At 67.6% G+C, this 16,059-nt stretch carries 13 protein-coding genes; 7 read left to right on the forward strand and 6 right to left on the reverse strand.

Features of this window, described 5'->3' with window-relative positions; all coding sequences use genetic code 11:
- Window position 1: 1 nt before the first annotated feature.
- Window positions 2–1,390 (reverse strand): proton-conducting transporter transmembrane domain-containing protein, encoded by a 1,389-nt coding sequence (locus K3A84_RS00265; protein WP_225007060.1) that lies wholly within the window; start codon window positions 1,388–1,390, stop codon window positions 2–4.
- A 103-nt stretch (window positions 1,391–1,493) separates the two neighbouring features.
- Between K3A84_RS00265 and K3A84_RS00270 the strand changes: the two genes are divergently transcribed.
- From K3A84_RS00270 to K3A84_RS00290, 5 genes are all read left to right on the forward strand, one after another.
- Window positions 1,494–2,360, forward strand: a complete 867-nt coding sequence (locus tag K3A84_RS00270; RefSeq protein ID WP_225007061.1) for a LysR substrate-binding domain-containing protein — start codon at window positions 1,494–1,496, stop codon at window positions 2,358–2,360.
- Window positions 2,357–3,268, forward strand: coding sequence for a hydrogen peroxide-inducible genes activator (locus K3A84_RS00275; protein WP_225007062.1), 912 nt, complete (start codon window positions 2,357–2,359; stop codon window positions 3,266–3,268). Before K3A84_RS00270 ends, K3A84_RS00275 begins: the two co-directional genes overlap by 4 nt.
- 100 nt (window positions 3,269–3,368) lie before the next feature.
- Window positions 3,369–5,069, forward strand: a complete 1,701-nt coding sequence (locus tag K3A84_RS00280; protein ID WP_404823077.1) for an ABC transporter transmembrane domain-containing protein — start codon at window positions 3,369–3,371, stop codon at window positions 5,067–5,069.
- Between the two features lie 3 nt (window positions 5,070–5,072).
- The gene (locus tag K3A84_RS00285) at window positions 5,073–6,197 is read left to right on the forward strand and encodes an efflux RND transporter periplasmic adaptor subunit (RefSeq protein ID WP_225007063.1); all 1,125 of its coding nucleotides are present in this window, start codon (window positions 5,073–5,075) and stop codon (window positions 6,195–6,197) included.
- Window positions 6,197–7,576 carry a TolC family protein gene (locus K3A84_RS00290; protein WP_225007064.1) on the forward strand — a complete coding sequence of 460 codons (1,380 nt, stop codon included), beginning with the start codon at window positions 6,197–6,199 and terminating at the stop codon, window positions 7,574–7,576. The genes K3A84_RS00285 and K3A84_RS00290 overlap by 1 nt, the downstream gene beginning before the upstream one ends.
- 27 nt (window positions 7,577–7,603) lie before the next feature.
- Here the strand turns inward: K3A84_RS00290 and K3A84_RS00295 are convergent, their stop codons facing one another.
- From K3A84_RS00295 to K3A84_RS00305, 3 genes are read right to left on the reverse strand one after another with little or no spacing between them, the layout of a single operon-like run.
- Window positions 7,604–9,070, reverse strand: coding sequence for an aldehyde dehydrogenase (locus tag K3A84_RS00295; protein WP_225007065.1), 1,467 nt, complete (start codon window positions 9,068–9,070; stop codon window positions 7,604–7,606).
- 11 nt (window positions 9,071–9,081) lie between these two features.
- On the reverse strand, window positions 9,082–10,407 hold the full coding sequence (locus tag K3A84_RS00300; protein WP_225007066.1) for a glutamine synthetase family protein: 1,326 nt from the start codon (window positions 10,405–10,407) through the stop codon (window positions 9,082–9,084).
- 11 nt (window positions 10,408–10,418) lie between these two features.
- Window positions 10,419–11,684: a cytochrome P450 gene (locus K3A84_RS00305; RefSeq protein WP_225007067.1), complete on the reverse strand. Its 1,266-nt coding sequence runs from the start codon at window positions 11,682–11,684 to the stop codon at window positions 10,419–10,421.
- A 170-nt stretch (window positions 11,685–11,854) separates the two neighbouring features.
- On the opposite strand from K3A84_RS00305, the gene K3A84_RS00310 reads away from it, so the two are divergent.
- Complete coding sequence (locus K3A84_RS00310; RefSeq protein WP_225007068.1) at window positions 11,855–12,727, forward strand: 3,4-dihydroxyphenylacetate 2,3-dioxygenase; 873 nt, start codon at window positions 11,855–11,857, stop codon at window positions 12,725–12,727.
- 69 nt (window positions 12,728–12,796) lie between these two features.
- On the opposite strand, the gene K3A84_RS00315 is transcribed toward K3A84_RS00310, so the two are convergent.
- Window positions 12,797–13,639: a type 1 glutamine amidotransferase gene (locus K3A84_RS00315; RefSeq protein WP_225007069.1), complete on the reverse strand. Its 843-nt coding sequence runs from the start codon at window positions 13,637–13,639 to the stop codon at window positions 12,797–12,799.
- Window positions 13,640–13,660: 21 nt separating this feature from the next.
- Complete coding sequence (gene qhpR / locus K3A84_RS00320; protein WP_225007070.1) at window positions 13,661–14,665, reverse strand: AraC-like transcriptional regulator QhpR; 1,005 nt, start codon at window positions 14,663–14,665, stop codon at window positions 13,661–13,663.
- Window positions 14,666–14,798: 133 nt separating this feature from the next.
- Here qhpR and K3A84_RS00325 point away from each other — a divergent pair, with 133 nt between their 5' ends.
- A complete protein-coding gene (locus tag K3A84_RS00325; RefSeq protein WP_225007071.1) occupies window positions 14,799–16,055 on the forward strand; it encodes an MFS transporter in 1,257 nt (418 codons plus the stop codon).
- Window positions 16,056–16,059: the final 4 nt, after the last annotated feature.

Consider the following 16,059-nt stretch of genomic DNA (forward strand, 5'->3'; position numbering starts at 1 on the left):
GTCAGTCCTTCCGGGAAGATGTGGCAGGCGCACCGGCGTGGAGCAGCCGGGCATGGAGGGCAGGCGGCAGGGCGCGGCGACCGGCGGCCAGGTCTTGCTGGACGACCCAGCCTGCCAGGAACAGCGAGAGCAGCGCGATCTGCCATGGCGGCGAAAGCAGCGGCGCGGTAGTATCGGGCTGGACCGCGCCGATCAGCGCCAGTGCGCCGACGTTGAGCGCGATCAGCAAGGCGGGCACGGCGATCAGAACCAGGCGGACATGGTCGCGGCGCAGGCTGCTGGCCGCCACGAGCAGCGCCGAGAGCAGCGCTGCGAGCGCGAGGCCGAGCGGCAGCAGCGCGGTTTCGGCGATGCCGGCCTCCATCGCCAGCGCGGCGATGATCAGGACCGCCAGCGCGATCAGCGCGGGGACCGCCTGCGGCAGGGCTTTGGCCTGCCGGGGCCGGCCGATAGTGCCCGCCGAGCCGAGGAACAGCCAGGCCTTGAACAGCCCGTGCGCGACCATGTGCCAGAGCGCTGCGGCATAGGCGCCCAGCGCGCAGGTCAGCAGCATGAAGCCCATCTGCGCCACGGTCGAGGCCGCCAGTGCGCCCTTCACGTCGCTGCGCACCAGCATCAGCGCCGATCCCCACAGCGCGCCGCCGATACCAATGGCCAGCAGCAGGGCGCGGGCGGCGGGCGCGGCTTCCAGCACGGGCGCGAAGCGGATCAGCAGGAAGCCGCCGGCGTTGACGAACCCCGCGTGCATCAGCGCCGAAACCGGCGTCGGTGCGGCGACCGAGGACAGCAGCCATCCCGAAAACGGCGGCGCCGCGCAGCGTGCCACGGCGGCGAGCACGAGCAGCCCGGCGGCCGCGAGCACGGCCGCCGGGGGCAGGGCCGGCACGGCGGCGAGGATGCCACCGATGGTCGCCGACTTTGCCGCGAAGGCCAGCGTGCCCAGCGCCCCAACCAGCGCAAGGTCGGCGATCAGCGCGGCGCGGGTTACGCGGCGTGCGGCAGCACGGGCCTCGGCCCAGTCTGCCGCATGGCCGACCAGCGCGGTCATCACCCGTCCCGCCGCGATCCAGCCTGCGGCCAGTAGCAGTACGTTGTCGGCCAGCGCCAGCAGCACCGTCGCCGCGGCCAGCGCTGTGGCAAGGCGCCCATGCGCGGCACGGCGCGGGTCGGCGCGCAGGTGGCGCCGGGCAAAGACCAGCACCAGCGGCGTGAGCAGGATAGAAAGCCCCGCCAGTGCAAGTCCCGCAGGCGTTGCCGTCACCAGTCCATCCGCGCCTGCGGCGACGAGGGCGATCGCCATCACGGCCAGCGCGGCGCGCGGTGCGAGCGAAGTGGCGGTGGATGGGGCGGGTGCGGTCGCAAAACCGCTCGGGGAATACGTCGAAGCCATGGAACACCTCCTTGCAGAGGCGCTGATGTCAGGTTGGGATGTATGAGTGAAACGAATTATTGAAATGTTGAAAATTGCAAAGTGAAATGATAACGCGTCGGCCATGGCGTTTCGCAATCTCGATATCGACCTGTTGCGCTGCTTCGTGACGATCGCCGACACCGGCAGCCTCACACGTGCCGGCCAGCGGCTGGGGCGCACCCAGTCGGCCGTTTCGCTGCAGTTGAAGCGGCTGGAGGAGCAGCTGAACCGTTCGCTGTTCGATCGCAGCCCGCGCTCGCTCGCGATCACCTCGGATGGCGAGCGGCTGATCGGCCCGGCGCGGCAGATCCTGCGGCTGAACGACGCCACGGTGGCCGAAATGTTCGAGCCCGACATCACCGGGCAGGTGCGCATCGGCGTGCCCGAGGATTTCGCCACCGCGCACTTGCCCGGCGTGCTCGCCGCCTTTGCCGAGGCGCATCCTCTGGTCGAACTGGAAGTGACCTGCGATCTCACGCTCAACCTGCTCGAGCGCTTCCACGCCGGGGCTTTCGACCTGGTGCTGGTCAAGCGCCAGCCCGAGCAGGAACGCCAGCCCGGCGTGCGCGTTTGGCGCGAACCGCTGGTGTGGGTGGCGCGCGACCGGCACGCCGTTGCCGACTTGCGCCGCGTGCCGCTGGTCGTCTCGCCCGAACCCTGCGTCTACCGCAAGCGCGCCAGCGAATCGCTCGACGCCATGGGCCGCGCCTGGCGGGTGGCCTATACCTCGACCAGTCTCGGCGGCAGCCTGTCGGCGGTGCGCGCGGGCCTTGGCATAACCGTGCTGCCGCTGGAAATGGTGCCACCGGGGCTGACGGCGCTCGGCGAGGATAGCGGCCTGCCGCCGCTCTACGATACCGAAATCGCGCTGATCGAGGCGCCCGGCCTGTCCGATACCGCGCATCGCCTGGCTCAGCACATCATCGCGGCGCTGGAGCGCGGGGCATGAGCGATCCGGCCAGCCTGCCCACGCTGCGCCAGCTGCAGTACCTCGTCGCGCTGGCCGATTGCGGCAGCTTCACGCGCGGCGCGGCGCAAGTCGGCGTGTCGCAGCCTTCGTTCAGTCAGGCGATCGGGCAGGTGGAGGACCTGCTCGGCGGGCGCGTGGTCGAACGCGGCGGCCGCGCCTTCCTGACGCCACTGGGGCGTGAGGCGGCGGCTGCGGCCCGGCGCGTACTGGCCGAAGCGGATGCCTTTGCCGCGCTGTCGCTGCGGCACCGGGCAGGCGAACTGGGTGGCACGATCCGGCTCGGCGTGTCGCCCACGCTCGGGCCTTACATCCTGCCGCAGCTGGTTGCGCGCCTGCACGCCACGCATCCCACGCTCAAGGTCCACGTGCGCGAGGGGCTGCCCGATACGCTCGTCACCCAGCTGGGCGATGGGCGGCACGATGTCCTGCTGGTCCAGTTGCCGGTCGATGATACGCGTTTTCACGTCGAGCGCCTGTTTCGTGAACCGATGTTTCTCGCCATGGCAGCGGACGACCCGCTGCGCGCGGTGACGACGATCCGCCCGGAACATCTGGCGGGGCGCGGCCTGCTGACGATGCAGCCCGAATACCGCATGAGCACCCAGGTCGCCGCGCTCGCCGAACGCGCCGGGGCGCAGGTGCTGCGCGACTACGAAGGCACCAGCCTGGATGCGGTGCGACAGATGGCGGGCATGGGCATGGGCCTTGCCCTCCTGCCCGAACTCTACTGCCGACAGGAAATCCGCGACGATGGCGACGTCATCGTCCGGCCGTTTGCCGGCGGACGTCCCTATCGCGACATCGGTCTGGTCTGGCGCAGCGGTGCCGGGCCATCAGACGATCTCATGCTGCTGGCCGACACTTTGCGGAGCATTGCCGTGCGATAGGCAAAGCCTATTGAATTGATAGATGGTTCCCCATTGAACCTATGGTCGCTCGCGGCCACTTTCCTTTGCTGCAACTGCGAAGGAAGGAAGAGCGACCGCGATGGCCAGCCCGGCACCCGATCACCCAGAGGCTTCCGGCCCGACCATGCGCGACCTCGGTCGATGGAGCGCGCGCGTGCTTGCGCCCGATCGCGGGTTCATCCGGCTGGCGCTGCTATACGGCGCGGCGATCTCGCTGCTGTCGCTGGCGACCCCGATCTCGGTGCAGTTGCTGATCAATTCGGTTGCCAACACCGCATTGCCCGCGCCGCTGTTCACGCTATCGCTGCTGCTCTTCGCGTTGCTGGCGCTGGCGGGGCTGCTGATGGCGCTGCGCGTGCTGCTGATGGCGCGGTTCGAGCGGCGCTTCTTCGCGCGGCTTGTTGCCGAAATCACGCTGCGCGCGGTCCATGCGCAGAACCCGTTCTTCGTCGATGCGCGCCGGGGCGACCTGTTCAACCGCTTCTTCGATCTCGGCACGGTGCAGAAGGCGCTGACCAGCCTTGTCATCGGCGGCTTCACCATCGTGTTGCAGAGCCTTGTCGGGCTGGTCGTCACCAGCTTCTACCATCCTTTCTTTCTCGCCTTCAACGCTCTGCTGGTGCTGCTGGTGCTGGCGATCTGGCGCATCTGGCTGAACGGATCGCTGTCCAGCGCGGTTGCCAAGAGCCATGCCAAGCATGCGGCGGCGCACTGGCTGGAAAGCGTTGGCGGCTCTAACGGCTTCTACAAGTCGAGCCGCCACATGCGCTTTGCCATCGACCGCTCGGAAGACGTGACGGCCAGTTACGTTGCCGCGCACCGTCGCCATTTCCGCTACACTTTCGGCCAGACCGTGGCGCTGCTCGCGCTTTATGCGCTGGCGAGTGCGGGGCTGCTGGCAATGGGCGGCTGGCTGATCCTGCAGGGCGAGCTGTCGATCGGCCAGCTGGTGGCGGCCGAACTGATCCTGTCGGGCGTGTTCTATGGCATCGCCCAATTGGGCGCCTACCTCGAAACGTTCTACGATCTGGCGGCCGGGCTGGAGGAACTGTCGCTGTTCTGGGACGTGCCGCAGGAGGCTGTGGCCGAAGCCGACGCACCGGGCCTGAGCGATGGCGCGATCCGCCTGCACGGCGTGCATCTGGGCGCGCACCGCTATGACTTCGCGGTGGGCAGCGGCGAACAGGTCGGCGTGATCGCCGCGCCGGGCGTCGAGCGCGGCATCGCCACGCTGCTCAAGCGGTTGCAGGCGCCCGAACGCGGCTTCGTCAGCGTGGGCGGCGCCGACCTCGGCACGTTCGACATGTACCGCCTGCGTTCGGACGTGATCGTCCTGGACCGGCCGACCATCGTCGAGATGACGTGCCGCCAGTTCCTGGCGCTCGCTTCGCCCGATCGCACGGGCATGATGCTCGAAGCGCTGTCGCTGGTCGGGCTGGAGCGGCGCATCGGCGCATTGCCGGGCGGGCTGGACACATCGCTGTCGGGCTCGGGCTGGCCGTTGTCGGTGGGCGAGACGATGGCGCTCAAGCTCGCCGGCGCGATCCTGGCGCGGCCGCGCGTGCTGGTGCTGTCGCCGCTCTACGATCTCCTGCCGCCCGACCGGCTGGACCGCGTGCTGGCCGAATTCCGCCGCCATGGCACCACCGTTCTCCAGTTCACCGCGCGGCCCGAGGGCCTGATGCGTGATGCCTGGCTGTGGCTGGGCGAAACCCGGCAGCGCCGCGCGGCCAGCGCGCCCGAGGCCATGGCGGCCCCTGCCGCCGGAAAGGAGGGCTGAACCATGGCGAGCCGTTCCGATACCTTCGACCATTTCCACACGCTGGCGGCGATCCGCGCGCCGCGCCTGATCGTCGCGATCGGCTGGATGATCGGCATCGCCATTCCGCTGGTGGCGCTGGCGCTGGTCTTCGTGCCCTGGGTCCAAACCGCGCCGGGGCGCGGGCAGGTCGTCGCGCTCGATCCGCAGGACCGGGTGCAGCAGGTCACCGCGCTCGTGCCGGGCCGCGTCGAGCGCTGGTACGTGGTCGATGGCCAGCAGGTGAAGCAGGGCGACCCGATCGCCCGCATCGCCGACAACGATCCCGACCTGCTGGCGCGGCTGGGCGCGGAACGCGCGCAGGTTCTGGCGCAAATCGCCGCCACCGAGCAGGCGATGGCCACCGCCCGCATCGACGTCGGCCGGTCGGGCGCACTGTTCGCCGATGGCCTGGCCGCGCGGCGCGATCTCGAAGGCGCGCAGATCAAGGTGGCCGAACACGCCGCCAAGCTCGCCGAGGCGCGCGCCAAGCTCAGCCGGGTGGACATCGCGCTCAGCCGGCAGTCCGCGCAGCTGGTGCGCGCCCCGCGCGACGGGCGGATCCAGTCGCTCAACACCGCCGCCGCCGCAACGCTCGTCAGTGCGGGCGATTGGCTCGCGACGCTGGCGCCCGAGAACTCGCCCCGCGTGGTCGAGCTGATGGTCGATGGCCGCGACGTGGCGCTGGTGCGGCGCGGGCAGCCGGTGCGGCTGCACTTCGAAGGCTGGCCCGCCATCCAGTTCAGCGGCTGGCCTTCGGTGGCGCAGGGCATGTTCGATGGCCGCGTGCGCGCGATCGATCCGTCGGCGCAAGGGACCGGCCTGTTCCGCGTGCTGGTCGAACCGATGCCGGGCAAGCCGCGCTGGCCCGACGACAACTTCGTGCGGCTGGGATCCAAGGTGCGCGGCTGGATCCAGATGGAGACGGTCAGCGTCGGCTACGAACTGTGGCGCCAGCTCAACGACTTCCCGCTCGAATTCCCGACGCCGGTCGACACCGGCCCGCGCAAGGGGGCGGGCAAGGGGCTGGCCGACAAGGCCAAGGACGGCAAGAGCGCCGGAAAGGACGGCTACGGCGATGCGGCCAAGGATGGCGAGGAGGCCAAGTGATGCGTCGTCTGCTCGCCCTGTTCGCGCTGTTCTTCGCTGTGCCCGTGCAGGCAGCACCGCTGACCCTCGCCGAAGTGCTCGCATCGTCCGCGCGGCACCAGCCGCTGATCCTGGAAGCCATGTCGCGCGAGCGGCAGGCCGATGCGCGTGTCCTGACTGCGCAAGGGCAGTTCGACCTGGTGTTCGAAGCCGACGCGCAGGCCAGGCCGCTCGGCTACTACGATGGCGCCAGTGCCGATCTCAAGGCAACCCGCCCGCTGCAGGGCAACGGCGGCAACATCTATGGCGGCTACCGCCTGTCGACCGGGGCCTTCCCGCTCTATGAAGGCAAGTCGGTCACCAATGCGCTTGGCGAAGTGCGCGCGGGCGCGGTCTTCGCGCTGTTGCGCGACCGGCTGATCGACGAGCGGCGGGGGCGACGCGACCTGGCGCAGGGCGATGTCGAGATCGCCGCGTTCGAACGCGAAGTCGTGGCCATCGGCGTCCAGCGCCGCGCCATCGACGCCTATCAGCAGTGGGTCGCGGCGGGCCTGCGGCTGGCCCTCTATCGCGAACTTGCCGATCTTGCCCGCAACCGGCAGGCCTCGATCGAAAGGCAAGTGCAGCTGGGCGCGCGGCCTGCGATCCTCGCGGTCGAAAACCGCCAGAACATCGTGCGGCGCACCGCGCTGGTGGTGCGCAGCGAACAGGAACTGGCGCTACTTGCCAACGCGCTGTCGCTGTTCCTGCGCGATGGCCTGGGGCGTCCGGTGGTCCCGGCCGCCGACCGCCTGCCGCGCGACTTGCCCGATGGCGTGCGCCCGCGCTTGCAGGAGGTCGAACTGCACCGCGCCGAACGGCCAGACCTGCGCACGCTGGTGGCGCGCATCGCGCAGGCCGATCTGCGCGCGCGCCTTGCCGAAAACGAACTGCGCCCCCGGCTCGACGTGCGCGTCGAAGGCTCGAAGGACTTCGGTGCGGGCAGCCCGACGCGCACCCCGGCCGAGGCGATGGTCGGCCTGCGCTTTTCGATGCCGCTGGAACAGCGCGCCGCGCGTGGGCGCATCGCCGAAGTCGCGGCGGAACGCGATGCCCTGTCGCATCGGCGGCGGCTGCTGGAAGAACAGATCGACGTCGATATCGCCAACCTGCAGACCCAGGTCGGCGGCGCGGGCAAGCTGGTGCAACTGGCAGGCGACGAAGCCGCGCTCGCCCGGCGCATGGCCGAAGCCGAACGCCGCCGCTTCGATCTTGGCGCCAGCGACTTCCTGCTCGTCAACCTGCGCGAAGAAAGCGCCGCCGATGCCGCCCTGCGCACGCTCGATGCCCGCCTGCGCGAAGCTGCGGCCCGCGTTGAACTGGCAGCCGTGCTGGCAGACAGGCAGGCACTGGGGCTCTGACGGCAGAGGTCGGGACACTGTTCCGGTTCAGGCCACGCTGCCTTCCAGGATCTGCAAGGTCTTCAGGTCCGAATGGAAATCGAGCGCATAGTCGCCGCCCTCGCGCCCGATCCCCGATATGCCGATCCCGCCGAACGGTGCGGTCAGGTCGCGGATCAGGAAGGTGTTGACCCACACCGTGCCGCCGCGCACCGCGCGGCCCACACGCTCGGCGCGCTCCGCGCTGCCGGTGTAGACGATGCCCGACAGGCCATAGGCGGTCGAATTGGCGAGCGCCACGCCCTCGGCCTCGTCCCTGAAGGTCTGGAAGGTCAGCACCGGGCCGAACACCTCGCTCTGCACCACTTCGCTGTCGTTGCTTTTGGGCACGATCAGCGTCGGCTCGATCCAGTTTGCGCTCTCCTTCCACAGCTTGCCGCCGCGCACTATGGTGTCGCCCTCCGCCCTCGCGCGCTCGATGAACCCCAGCACGCGCTCGACATGCACCGGGTGGATCAGCGCCGACATGGTCGTCGCCGGATCGCGGCTGTCGCCCATCACGTGGCCGTCGGCATAGGCATGGAACTTGGCGAGGAACTGCTCCTTCACACTCTCTTCCACGATGATCCGCGTGCCCGCCATGCACACCTGGCCGCTGTCGTCGAACTGGCCCGCTGCCTTCTTCGCGGCGGCGTCGATGTCGGCGTCGGCGAAGACCAGCAGCGGCGACTTGCCGCCAAGCTCGGCGGTGAAGGGCACGATGTTCTCGGCCGCCGCCTTGCCGATCACGCGCGCGGTCGGCACGCTGCCGGTAAAGCTGATGCGCTTGATGCGCGGGTCGCTGACAAGGGCATTGCCCAGCTCCGATCCCAGACCCTGCACGATGTTGAACACGCCTGCGGGGAAGCCCGCCTCATCGATCAGGTCGGCCAGCAGCGAGGCCGACAGCGGCGACCAGTCGGCGGGCTTGAGGATCACCGTGTTGCCTGCCGCCAGCGCGGGCGCGCACTTCCACGTCGAGAGCATGAACGGCGCGTTCCACGGCGTGATGATCAGGGCAGGGCCGGAGGGCATCCGGATCACCCGGTTCAGCGTCCCGCGCGAGGACCACACGCGCTCTTCGTGCTCGCTCGCCAGGTCGGCATAGTTGCGGAAATTCGCCGCCCCGCGCGCGATCACGCGCAGCCGCAGGCTTTCCAGCAGCATCCCCATGTCGAGGCATTCGATCAGCGCCAGCTTTTCGACATTGGCTTCGATCAGGTCGGCGAGCCGGTGCAGATAGGCCCCGCGCTCCGCCGCGCTCAGCGCTGCCCACGCGGGGAAGGCGTCGGTCGCGGCCTGCGCGGCCAGCCCCGCCGTGGTCACGTTCCCGCGCGAAACGTCAGCCAGCTTGCGCGACCAGTAGAACGGGCAACGCGTTTCGAAGGTATAGGGCGAACGCACCCGCCTGCCGCCTATATAGTGATCGGGGGAAACGGAAATGCCTTCGATGTCAATGCGTTCGCGCGTAGTCATGGGATCGCTTCTCAAACGTAGTGGAGGTAGTATGGGACGTGGTCCTCGGGCGCGGTTTCGCCCAGGATGCGCACTTCCTCGCGCTTGATCGCCACGTAGTTGGCGATCAGATCCGGCCCCACGGCCTGCGTCAGCAGGCTGTCGGCCTCCAGCGCATCCAGCGCCGCGCCCAGATCGTGCGGAGTGTGGCGATCGGTGTTGATCGTCTCCAGCCCGTCGTTGGTTTCAGCAGGCGGCAGGGCATAGCCGTTTTCCACGCCCAGCAGCGCCGCCTGCAACATCGCGGCGATGGCGAAGTAGGGGCTGGCCGCGCAATCGGCGAGCCGATGCTCGATCCGCGCCGCAGGGCCGGTCTCGGCGGAGACACGCACGGTCACGCTGCGATGGTCCACGCCCCAGTTGGCCCAGTATCCCGAAAGGCTCGCGGGCTGGAGCCGGGCATAGGAGTTGGTGGTGGGGGCAAGGATCGCCGACAGCGCCTCGTGGTGGTGCAGCAGCCCCGCGATCGCGCCCTTCATCACGTCCGAAAGCTGGCCCGTCGCCACGTCGTCGGCAAACACATTGCTGCCGTCGGACTGGTTGAAGCTCAGGTTGAAGTGCAGCCCGCTGCCGCTCTTGTCGGCAAAGGGCTTGGGCAGGAACGACAGCAGGTAGCCGCGCTTGTACAGGATCTCGCGCGCCATCTGGCGGAACAGGAAGGCATCGTCTGCCGCCTTCATCGCATCGGCATAGCGCAACGTCAGCTCGAACTGCGGCGCATCGTATTCGGCATTGATCGATTCGATCGGAATGCCGCAGGCCTGCGCCATGTCCCAGATATCGTCGATCAGTCCGGCGGGGTCGGTGAACGGCCCGGTGCCGTACACGAAGGCGCCCGGCGTATCATAGGGCACCCATTGCCCATCGGCATCGCGCTGGAAGACATAGGCTTCCATCTCGATCCCCACCATCGGATCCAGCCCGCGCGCGCGCCACGCCGCGATCGCGTTCTTCAGCGCGGTGCGGCCGCACAGCGCAAAGGGCTGGCCCTTGAACCACAGCTCGCCCAGCGCGATCTGCGTGCTCGCCTCCCACGAAGGGCGCAGGGCTTGCGGATCGAAGCGCACTTCCATGTCGGGCAGGCCGTCGAGCATCCCGCCGCCGGGCGCGGCGACCAGCGCCTTGTCATAGGTGACGGCAAAGGTGCCCACGCACATCCGCGCATGGCCCTTGCGCGCTTCGGACATCGGCACGTACTTGCCGCGCGCAAGGTTGAGCTGGTCGGCGAACAGCACGCGGCATCGCTGCGTGGTTGCCGCTTGCGCCAGCGGCGCCGGGATCGTCGACATGGTGTTCATTTGTCTCCCCATCAGCGCGCTTGGACGCGCACCGGCAAATATTTGATTCCGTGAATGAAATTGGACCGCAGATAGCTGTGGTCGGAAACCTGCTCGATCGCGGTCAGGCGCTTGGCCAGTTCCTGCATCACGATCGCCACTTCCAGCTTGGCCAGCCACATGCCGAGGCAGATGTGCGGGCCGCCCTGGCCGAACGACAGGAACGGATTGCGCGCCCGGCTCAGGTCGATGTCATAGGGCCGCTCGATCGCGGTCTCGTCGCGGTTGCCCGAAAGGAACCACAGCAGCACCTTGTCGCCGGCCTGCACCTGCTTGCCGTGGAACTCGAACGCGCGCGTCGCGGTGCGGCGGAAATGCGTGGTGGGCGAGGCATAGCGGATCATCTCGTCCGCCGCCGCTTCCCAGCTGTGGAACTCGCCGTTCTGCAACTGGCGCAGGATCTGCGGGTTGTTGGCGATGGCGTGGATCGTGGCCGAGATCGAATAGCGGGTGGTGTCATTGCCCGCCGCCACCAGCAGGCAGAAGAAGTTGCGGAACTCGTCGCGGCTCATCCGTTGGCCGGTGCTGGTCGGCTCGCGCACCAGGTTCAGCACGCCGATCTGTTCGCCCGCGTCCATGCGGTCGAGCAGGTCGTTTGCGTAATCGAACAGTTCCATCGCAGCGGGCGAACGGAACGGCAGCATCCTGTAGGCATCGGTGTTGACCTGATCGACCACGAAATCGGTGTAGTCGGGGTCGGAATTGGAAATCAGCGCGTCGCCCTTTTCCACCAGCCATGGCCCGTCTTCCTGCGGCACGCCCATGATCTGCGCCAGCATCTGCATCGGCAGGCGGCGGGCGATGCGGTCCACCGCGTCGAACTCGCCTTCGGCCAGGCCCACGTCGAGCAACTCGGTCACGATCTTGCGGATCTGGTCCTCGAAGGTGGCAACGGTGCCCTTGGCAAAGGCCTTGGACACCAGCGCGCGGAAGCCGCGATGGTGCGGGGCGTCGGTTTCCTGAAAGGTCTTGCGCGCCTCGAACTCCTCTTCAGTCTGGTCCTCCATTCGGATGCCCTTGGCCGAGGATAGCAGGTCGGCCTGCCGGTTCAGTTCCAGCAGGTCGGCATGGCGCGTGACCGACCAGAAGCCCTTGTCGCCGTTCAGCATCTCGCTCCAGGCCATCGGATCTTCGCGGCGCATCCGCGCGAAGGTGGCGAACGGCGCGCCTTCGTTGAACGCGTCGAGCGAGGAAAGATCGACGTGTGCGTCGGTCGAGCGCGAAAAGGGAAACTGCATTCGAAGGCCTCCTGTCCTGAGGCTGTGCTAGTCCGGCAGGTGGCCGCGGGACTTGGCAGAACCGGACAGACTCTTGGCAGAAGCGGTCAGACTGGGCGGGGGCTATTCAGGTCGGCAGCCAAGGTCCCTACTAGGGCAGGCGATCCAGTAGCTTTAAGGGAGAGCCTGCCATGGGCGAGATCATCGGAGCCGGCCTTGTCGCACATGCGCCGACCATCATGTTGCCGAAGGAAATCCGTTACGAACTGAACGAAGGCAAGGAGATCAGCCTCGTTCCCGGCCTCCAGCGGCTCAAGCGCGAAGTGCTCGACGTGTTGAAGCCCGACACCATCGTGCTGTTCGATTCGCATTGGTTCACGATCGTCGAATTCTGCATCGCCGCGCAGGACCGCCGCTCCGGTCTTTATACTTCGGATGAACTTCCGCGTGGAATGTGCAGGATTCCCTATGATCTGAAGGGAAGTCCCGCGCTCGCCCACGCCATGGCCGATGGCGCCAGCGCCGCCGGCGTGCGTACCACCGCGATCGACGATCCCTACCTTCCGGTTCACTATCCCACGGTGAACCTGTCGACCTACCTCAACGGTGGCGAGGAATGGGTCTCGGTCAGCCACGCCTATTCGGCGGAACCCGACGACTTCCTGAAAGTGGGCGAAGGTATTGGAAAAGCCATCGCCGAATCCGACAAGCGCGTGGTGCTGATCGCCAGCGGATCGATGAGCCACCGTTTCTGGCCCTTCAAGCAGATCCCGCTGCACGAATCCTCTGACCCGATCCACATCTCCACCCCCGAAGCGCGCGAGGCCGATTACGAACGCCTGCGCTGGTTCGCGGAAGGGAACCACGCCGCCGTGATCGACACGATGCCCGAATACCTGCGCCACGCCCCCGAGGCGCGCTTCGGACATTACCTGATGATGGCGGCGGCTTGCGGCGGGCGGAACTGGAAGGCGAAGGGGCGGCAGTTTTCGGACTACGAGAACGCCACCGGGACCAGCCAGGTCCACGTCTGGTTCGACAAGCCGGAGGATGGCTGGAACTGATTGTTTCGGGTACGAAAAAGGGGGGGCTTCAGGCCCCCCTTGGTATCGCTCGGGTCGCTTTAGGTGTCGTTAGGTGTCGTTCAGGACACGCGTTTCGATCCATGCGATGATCTCGGCGCGGCGGGTGCGGTCGCAGGTCACGTCCTCGTCCACGCCCAGCTGCCAGGCGAGGCCCGCCTGCGAAGGGTCGGCGGCCAGCGCGGCGATCTTGTCGCGATAGGCGGCAAGGTCTGCCTGATCGGCGAAAAAACCCTGCGAAATCATGTCGTCGGCATAAAGCGTGTAGAGCTGGACGAGCTGCGCCAGATCGAACTCGGGATGGTACTGCACCGCCCACACCTCGCTGCGCCCCAACGGGATCACCGCCGCCTGCACCTGGCTGTGCGTATTGGACGCCAGCAAGGTCGCCCCCTCGGGCAACCGCACCACTTCGTCGTAGTGGATGCAGGGCGCATCGAACACGGGTGCTTTATCGCGGAACATCAGATGCTTGGAGCCCTGATCGTTGAGCGCGATCTTGCGCGCGAACCCCACTTCGCGGCCCTTGGGATTGAACGCCACTTCGCCGCCCGCCGCCACCGCCGCGATCTGCAGGCCCCAGCACGATCCGAAGATCGGCAGCCCTGCTTCCGCAGCCTCTGCCACCAGCGCGATCTGGTTTGTGACGGCGAAATCGGGATCGTAAGCGTGGAGCGAGGAGCCGGTGATGACGACGCCGGCATAGTCGGCCCATGTCCGTCCTCCGGGGATCTGTTCGCCCGGATCGGCGCCGTTGAGGACGTCGAGCGCGATTTCCGGGAAGTGCGCAGCGATCGCCTGCGCGTAGATTTCACTTGAGCTTCGCACGCCAAGTTGCTGCGCCTTGGCGCGTTTGTCGGCGGTGTTGCCTTCCAGAAGAAGCAGTCGGGTCATGGGATCTCTCAGGCTCTGCAATCAGTGCGCGGTGCGGGCGAGGCTGGCGCGCCAGGCGTGGGGCGAGGTGCCGGTCCAGCGGTGGAACGCGCGGGTGAAGTTGCTGTGTTCGGCATAGCCGAGCCGCAGCGCGATCTGCGCGATCGACAGATCGGGCCGGGTGCGGAACTCGAACAGCGCCTGCCGCATCCGGCATTCGTCGAGCACCTGCTGGAACGAGGAGCCTTCCTCGGCCAGCTTTCGCCGCATCGTCCGGCTCGACATGCCGATTTCGCGGGCGATCCGTTCCTGCTCGATGCCGTGGCTGTTGAGATCGCGGTAGACCACTTGCGCCAGCCGTTCCACCAGCGGGGTGCGGCGGCGCTGTTCGACGATGGTGCGCCCGATCTGGCGCACGTCCACGGTGCCCAGCGCATTTTCGGGGAGCGCGAGATCGAGCATCGCGGCGGGGAAGCGGATCTGGTTGCTGTCCGCGCCGAAGCTGCACGGCGCGCAGACCACCTTGCCGATATCGCCACGCATTTCGTACTGTTCCGCCTCGAACGAGAACTCCACCTTGTCCCAGGCGCCGCGCGTGCCGCGCCGGATGATCTGGCCGACGATGCCGAGGCTGAACATGGCATCGTGGTGGCGTGGCCAGATTTCGGGATCGAGGATGCGGTAGCTGACCGAGGCCATGTCCTCTTCGCGATCGAGCCGGATGTCAGTGCAATCCTGCAACAGTGAGAAATAGTCGACCAGCCGCCGCAGCGCGGTGCCGACCTTGCCTGCGGCGTTGATCGCATCGCCGACCACGCCGAGCGAGCCGAGGTCATAGTGCACGCCGACCAGCCAGGGGATCGCGACATCGCGGGTGCGATCGACCACGCTTTCGGAAAAACGCACGAATTCGGCGAGCGAGATGGCGCCCGGCGCGCGTTCGCAGGGGCGCGAGGAAGCCGCCGGGGCATGGGGCTCGGGCGGGGTGGCGGTGACGAAGTTTTCCCATCCTTCGAGCGCAGCAGCGCGCACGGTCGCTTCCGACATGATTTCTCCCCTTTGTTTGTTCTGTGGGAAGGCTACTGATTCGGATGGGACCTAGATTGATCGAATGTTTCAGAAACTGACTTGAAGTTGCAGCATCGTGAAAAGGGTGGCGTGCGTGCCACGCAGGCCGGAAATGTCCGCTCCTGCCAAGCCTGCGCGACGGCAGATGGTGCAGCTTCAAGGCGATCCCAGTGAAGGTCCGCCGATGTCCGATCCCGAAGTCTTGCGCCACGATATCGACGTGAACGGCTGGCCCGCCGTGCTGAGCGCGGTGGTGCTGGGCACGATCGGCGTGCTGTCGTTCATCATCCAGCCCGGCATCGTGCAGGCCTATGTCACGCAGCTGAAGCTGGACGAGGCCGGGGCCGTGGGGCTGGCCGGGATTGAGATGCTGGGCGTGGCGCTGGCGACGATCTTCATGGCGGCGTGGGGCAACCGCCTGAACTGGCGGCATGTCGTAATCGGCGGCCTCGTGATCGCGGCGCTGGGCAACTTCGCCTCGATCGTCGCGCCGCAGGGACCGGCCTTCGAACTGGCGCGCTTCGTCACCGGGCTGGGCGAGGGGACGATCACCTCGATCAGCTTCACCTTCGTCGGCCTGACGATAAAGGCCGAACGCAACGTCGCGCTCTACCTGACGCTGCTGCTGACCTATGGCGCCTTCGGGCTGTGGTATCTGCCGCAGTTCGTGGCGGCCTTCGGGCTTGCGGGGATGTTCGGCGCGTTCGGCGTGCTGACGCTGCTGGCGCTGGCGACGGCGCGCTTCGTGCCGCACGGCTATGACGCCGAAGAAATGATCAATCCCGAGGCGCGGCAGCTGTCGCGCGCGCTGCTGCTGGTCGCGTTGGCGGGCGTGCTGTCGTACAACCTGGCGCAGGGCATCGCCTGGGCGGTGCTGTTCCTCGTGGGAGTCGGCGCGGGGCTGGGCGAGCAATCGGTCGCCGATGCGCTGTTCCTTTCACAGATCCTCGCGGTCGGCGGGGCGCTGTCCTCGGTGTTTCTGGCGGGCCATGTCAGCCGCAACGGCGCGATCGCCTTCGGCATCCTGATGGGTGCGGCGAGCATCGCGCTGCTGGTGGGCCGTCCGAGCCTGCCGCTGTTCACCGCCGGGGTCTGCGGCTTCAACGTGCTGTGGAACTTCGTGCTTCCGTTCATCCTCGGCCGCGTCTGCGATTTCGACGAAAGCGGGCGGATGATGTCGTTCGCCATTGCCATGCAGATGATCGGGCTGGGCGGCGGGCCGATCATCGCCTCGCACCTGCTCGACGGCTCGGGCTACCGCTCGGCCGAACTGCTGTGCATCGCGCTGTTCGTCGCGAGTTTCGTCCTGCTGCTGATGCCGATGCGCCGCCACCGCGCGCTGTCGGCGCTGCGTCCTTCCACCACCTGATCAG

It is taken from the genome of Novosphingobium percolationis (genome assembly GCF_020179425.1).
In the GTDB taxonomy this organism is placed as follows: domain Bacteria; phylum Pseudomonadota; class Alphaproteobacteria; order Sphingomonadales; family Sphingomonadaceae; genus Novosphingobium; species Novosphingobium percolationis.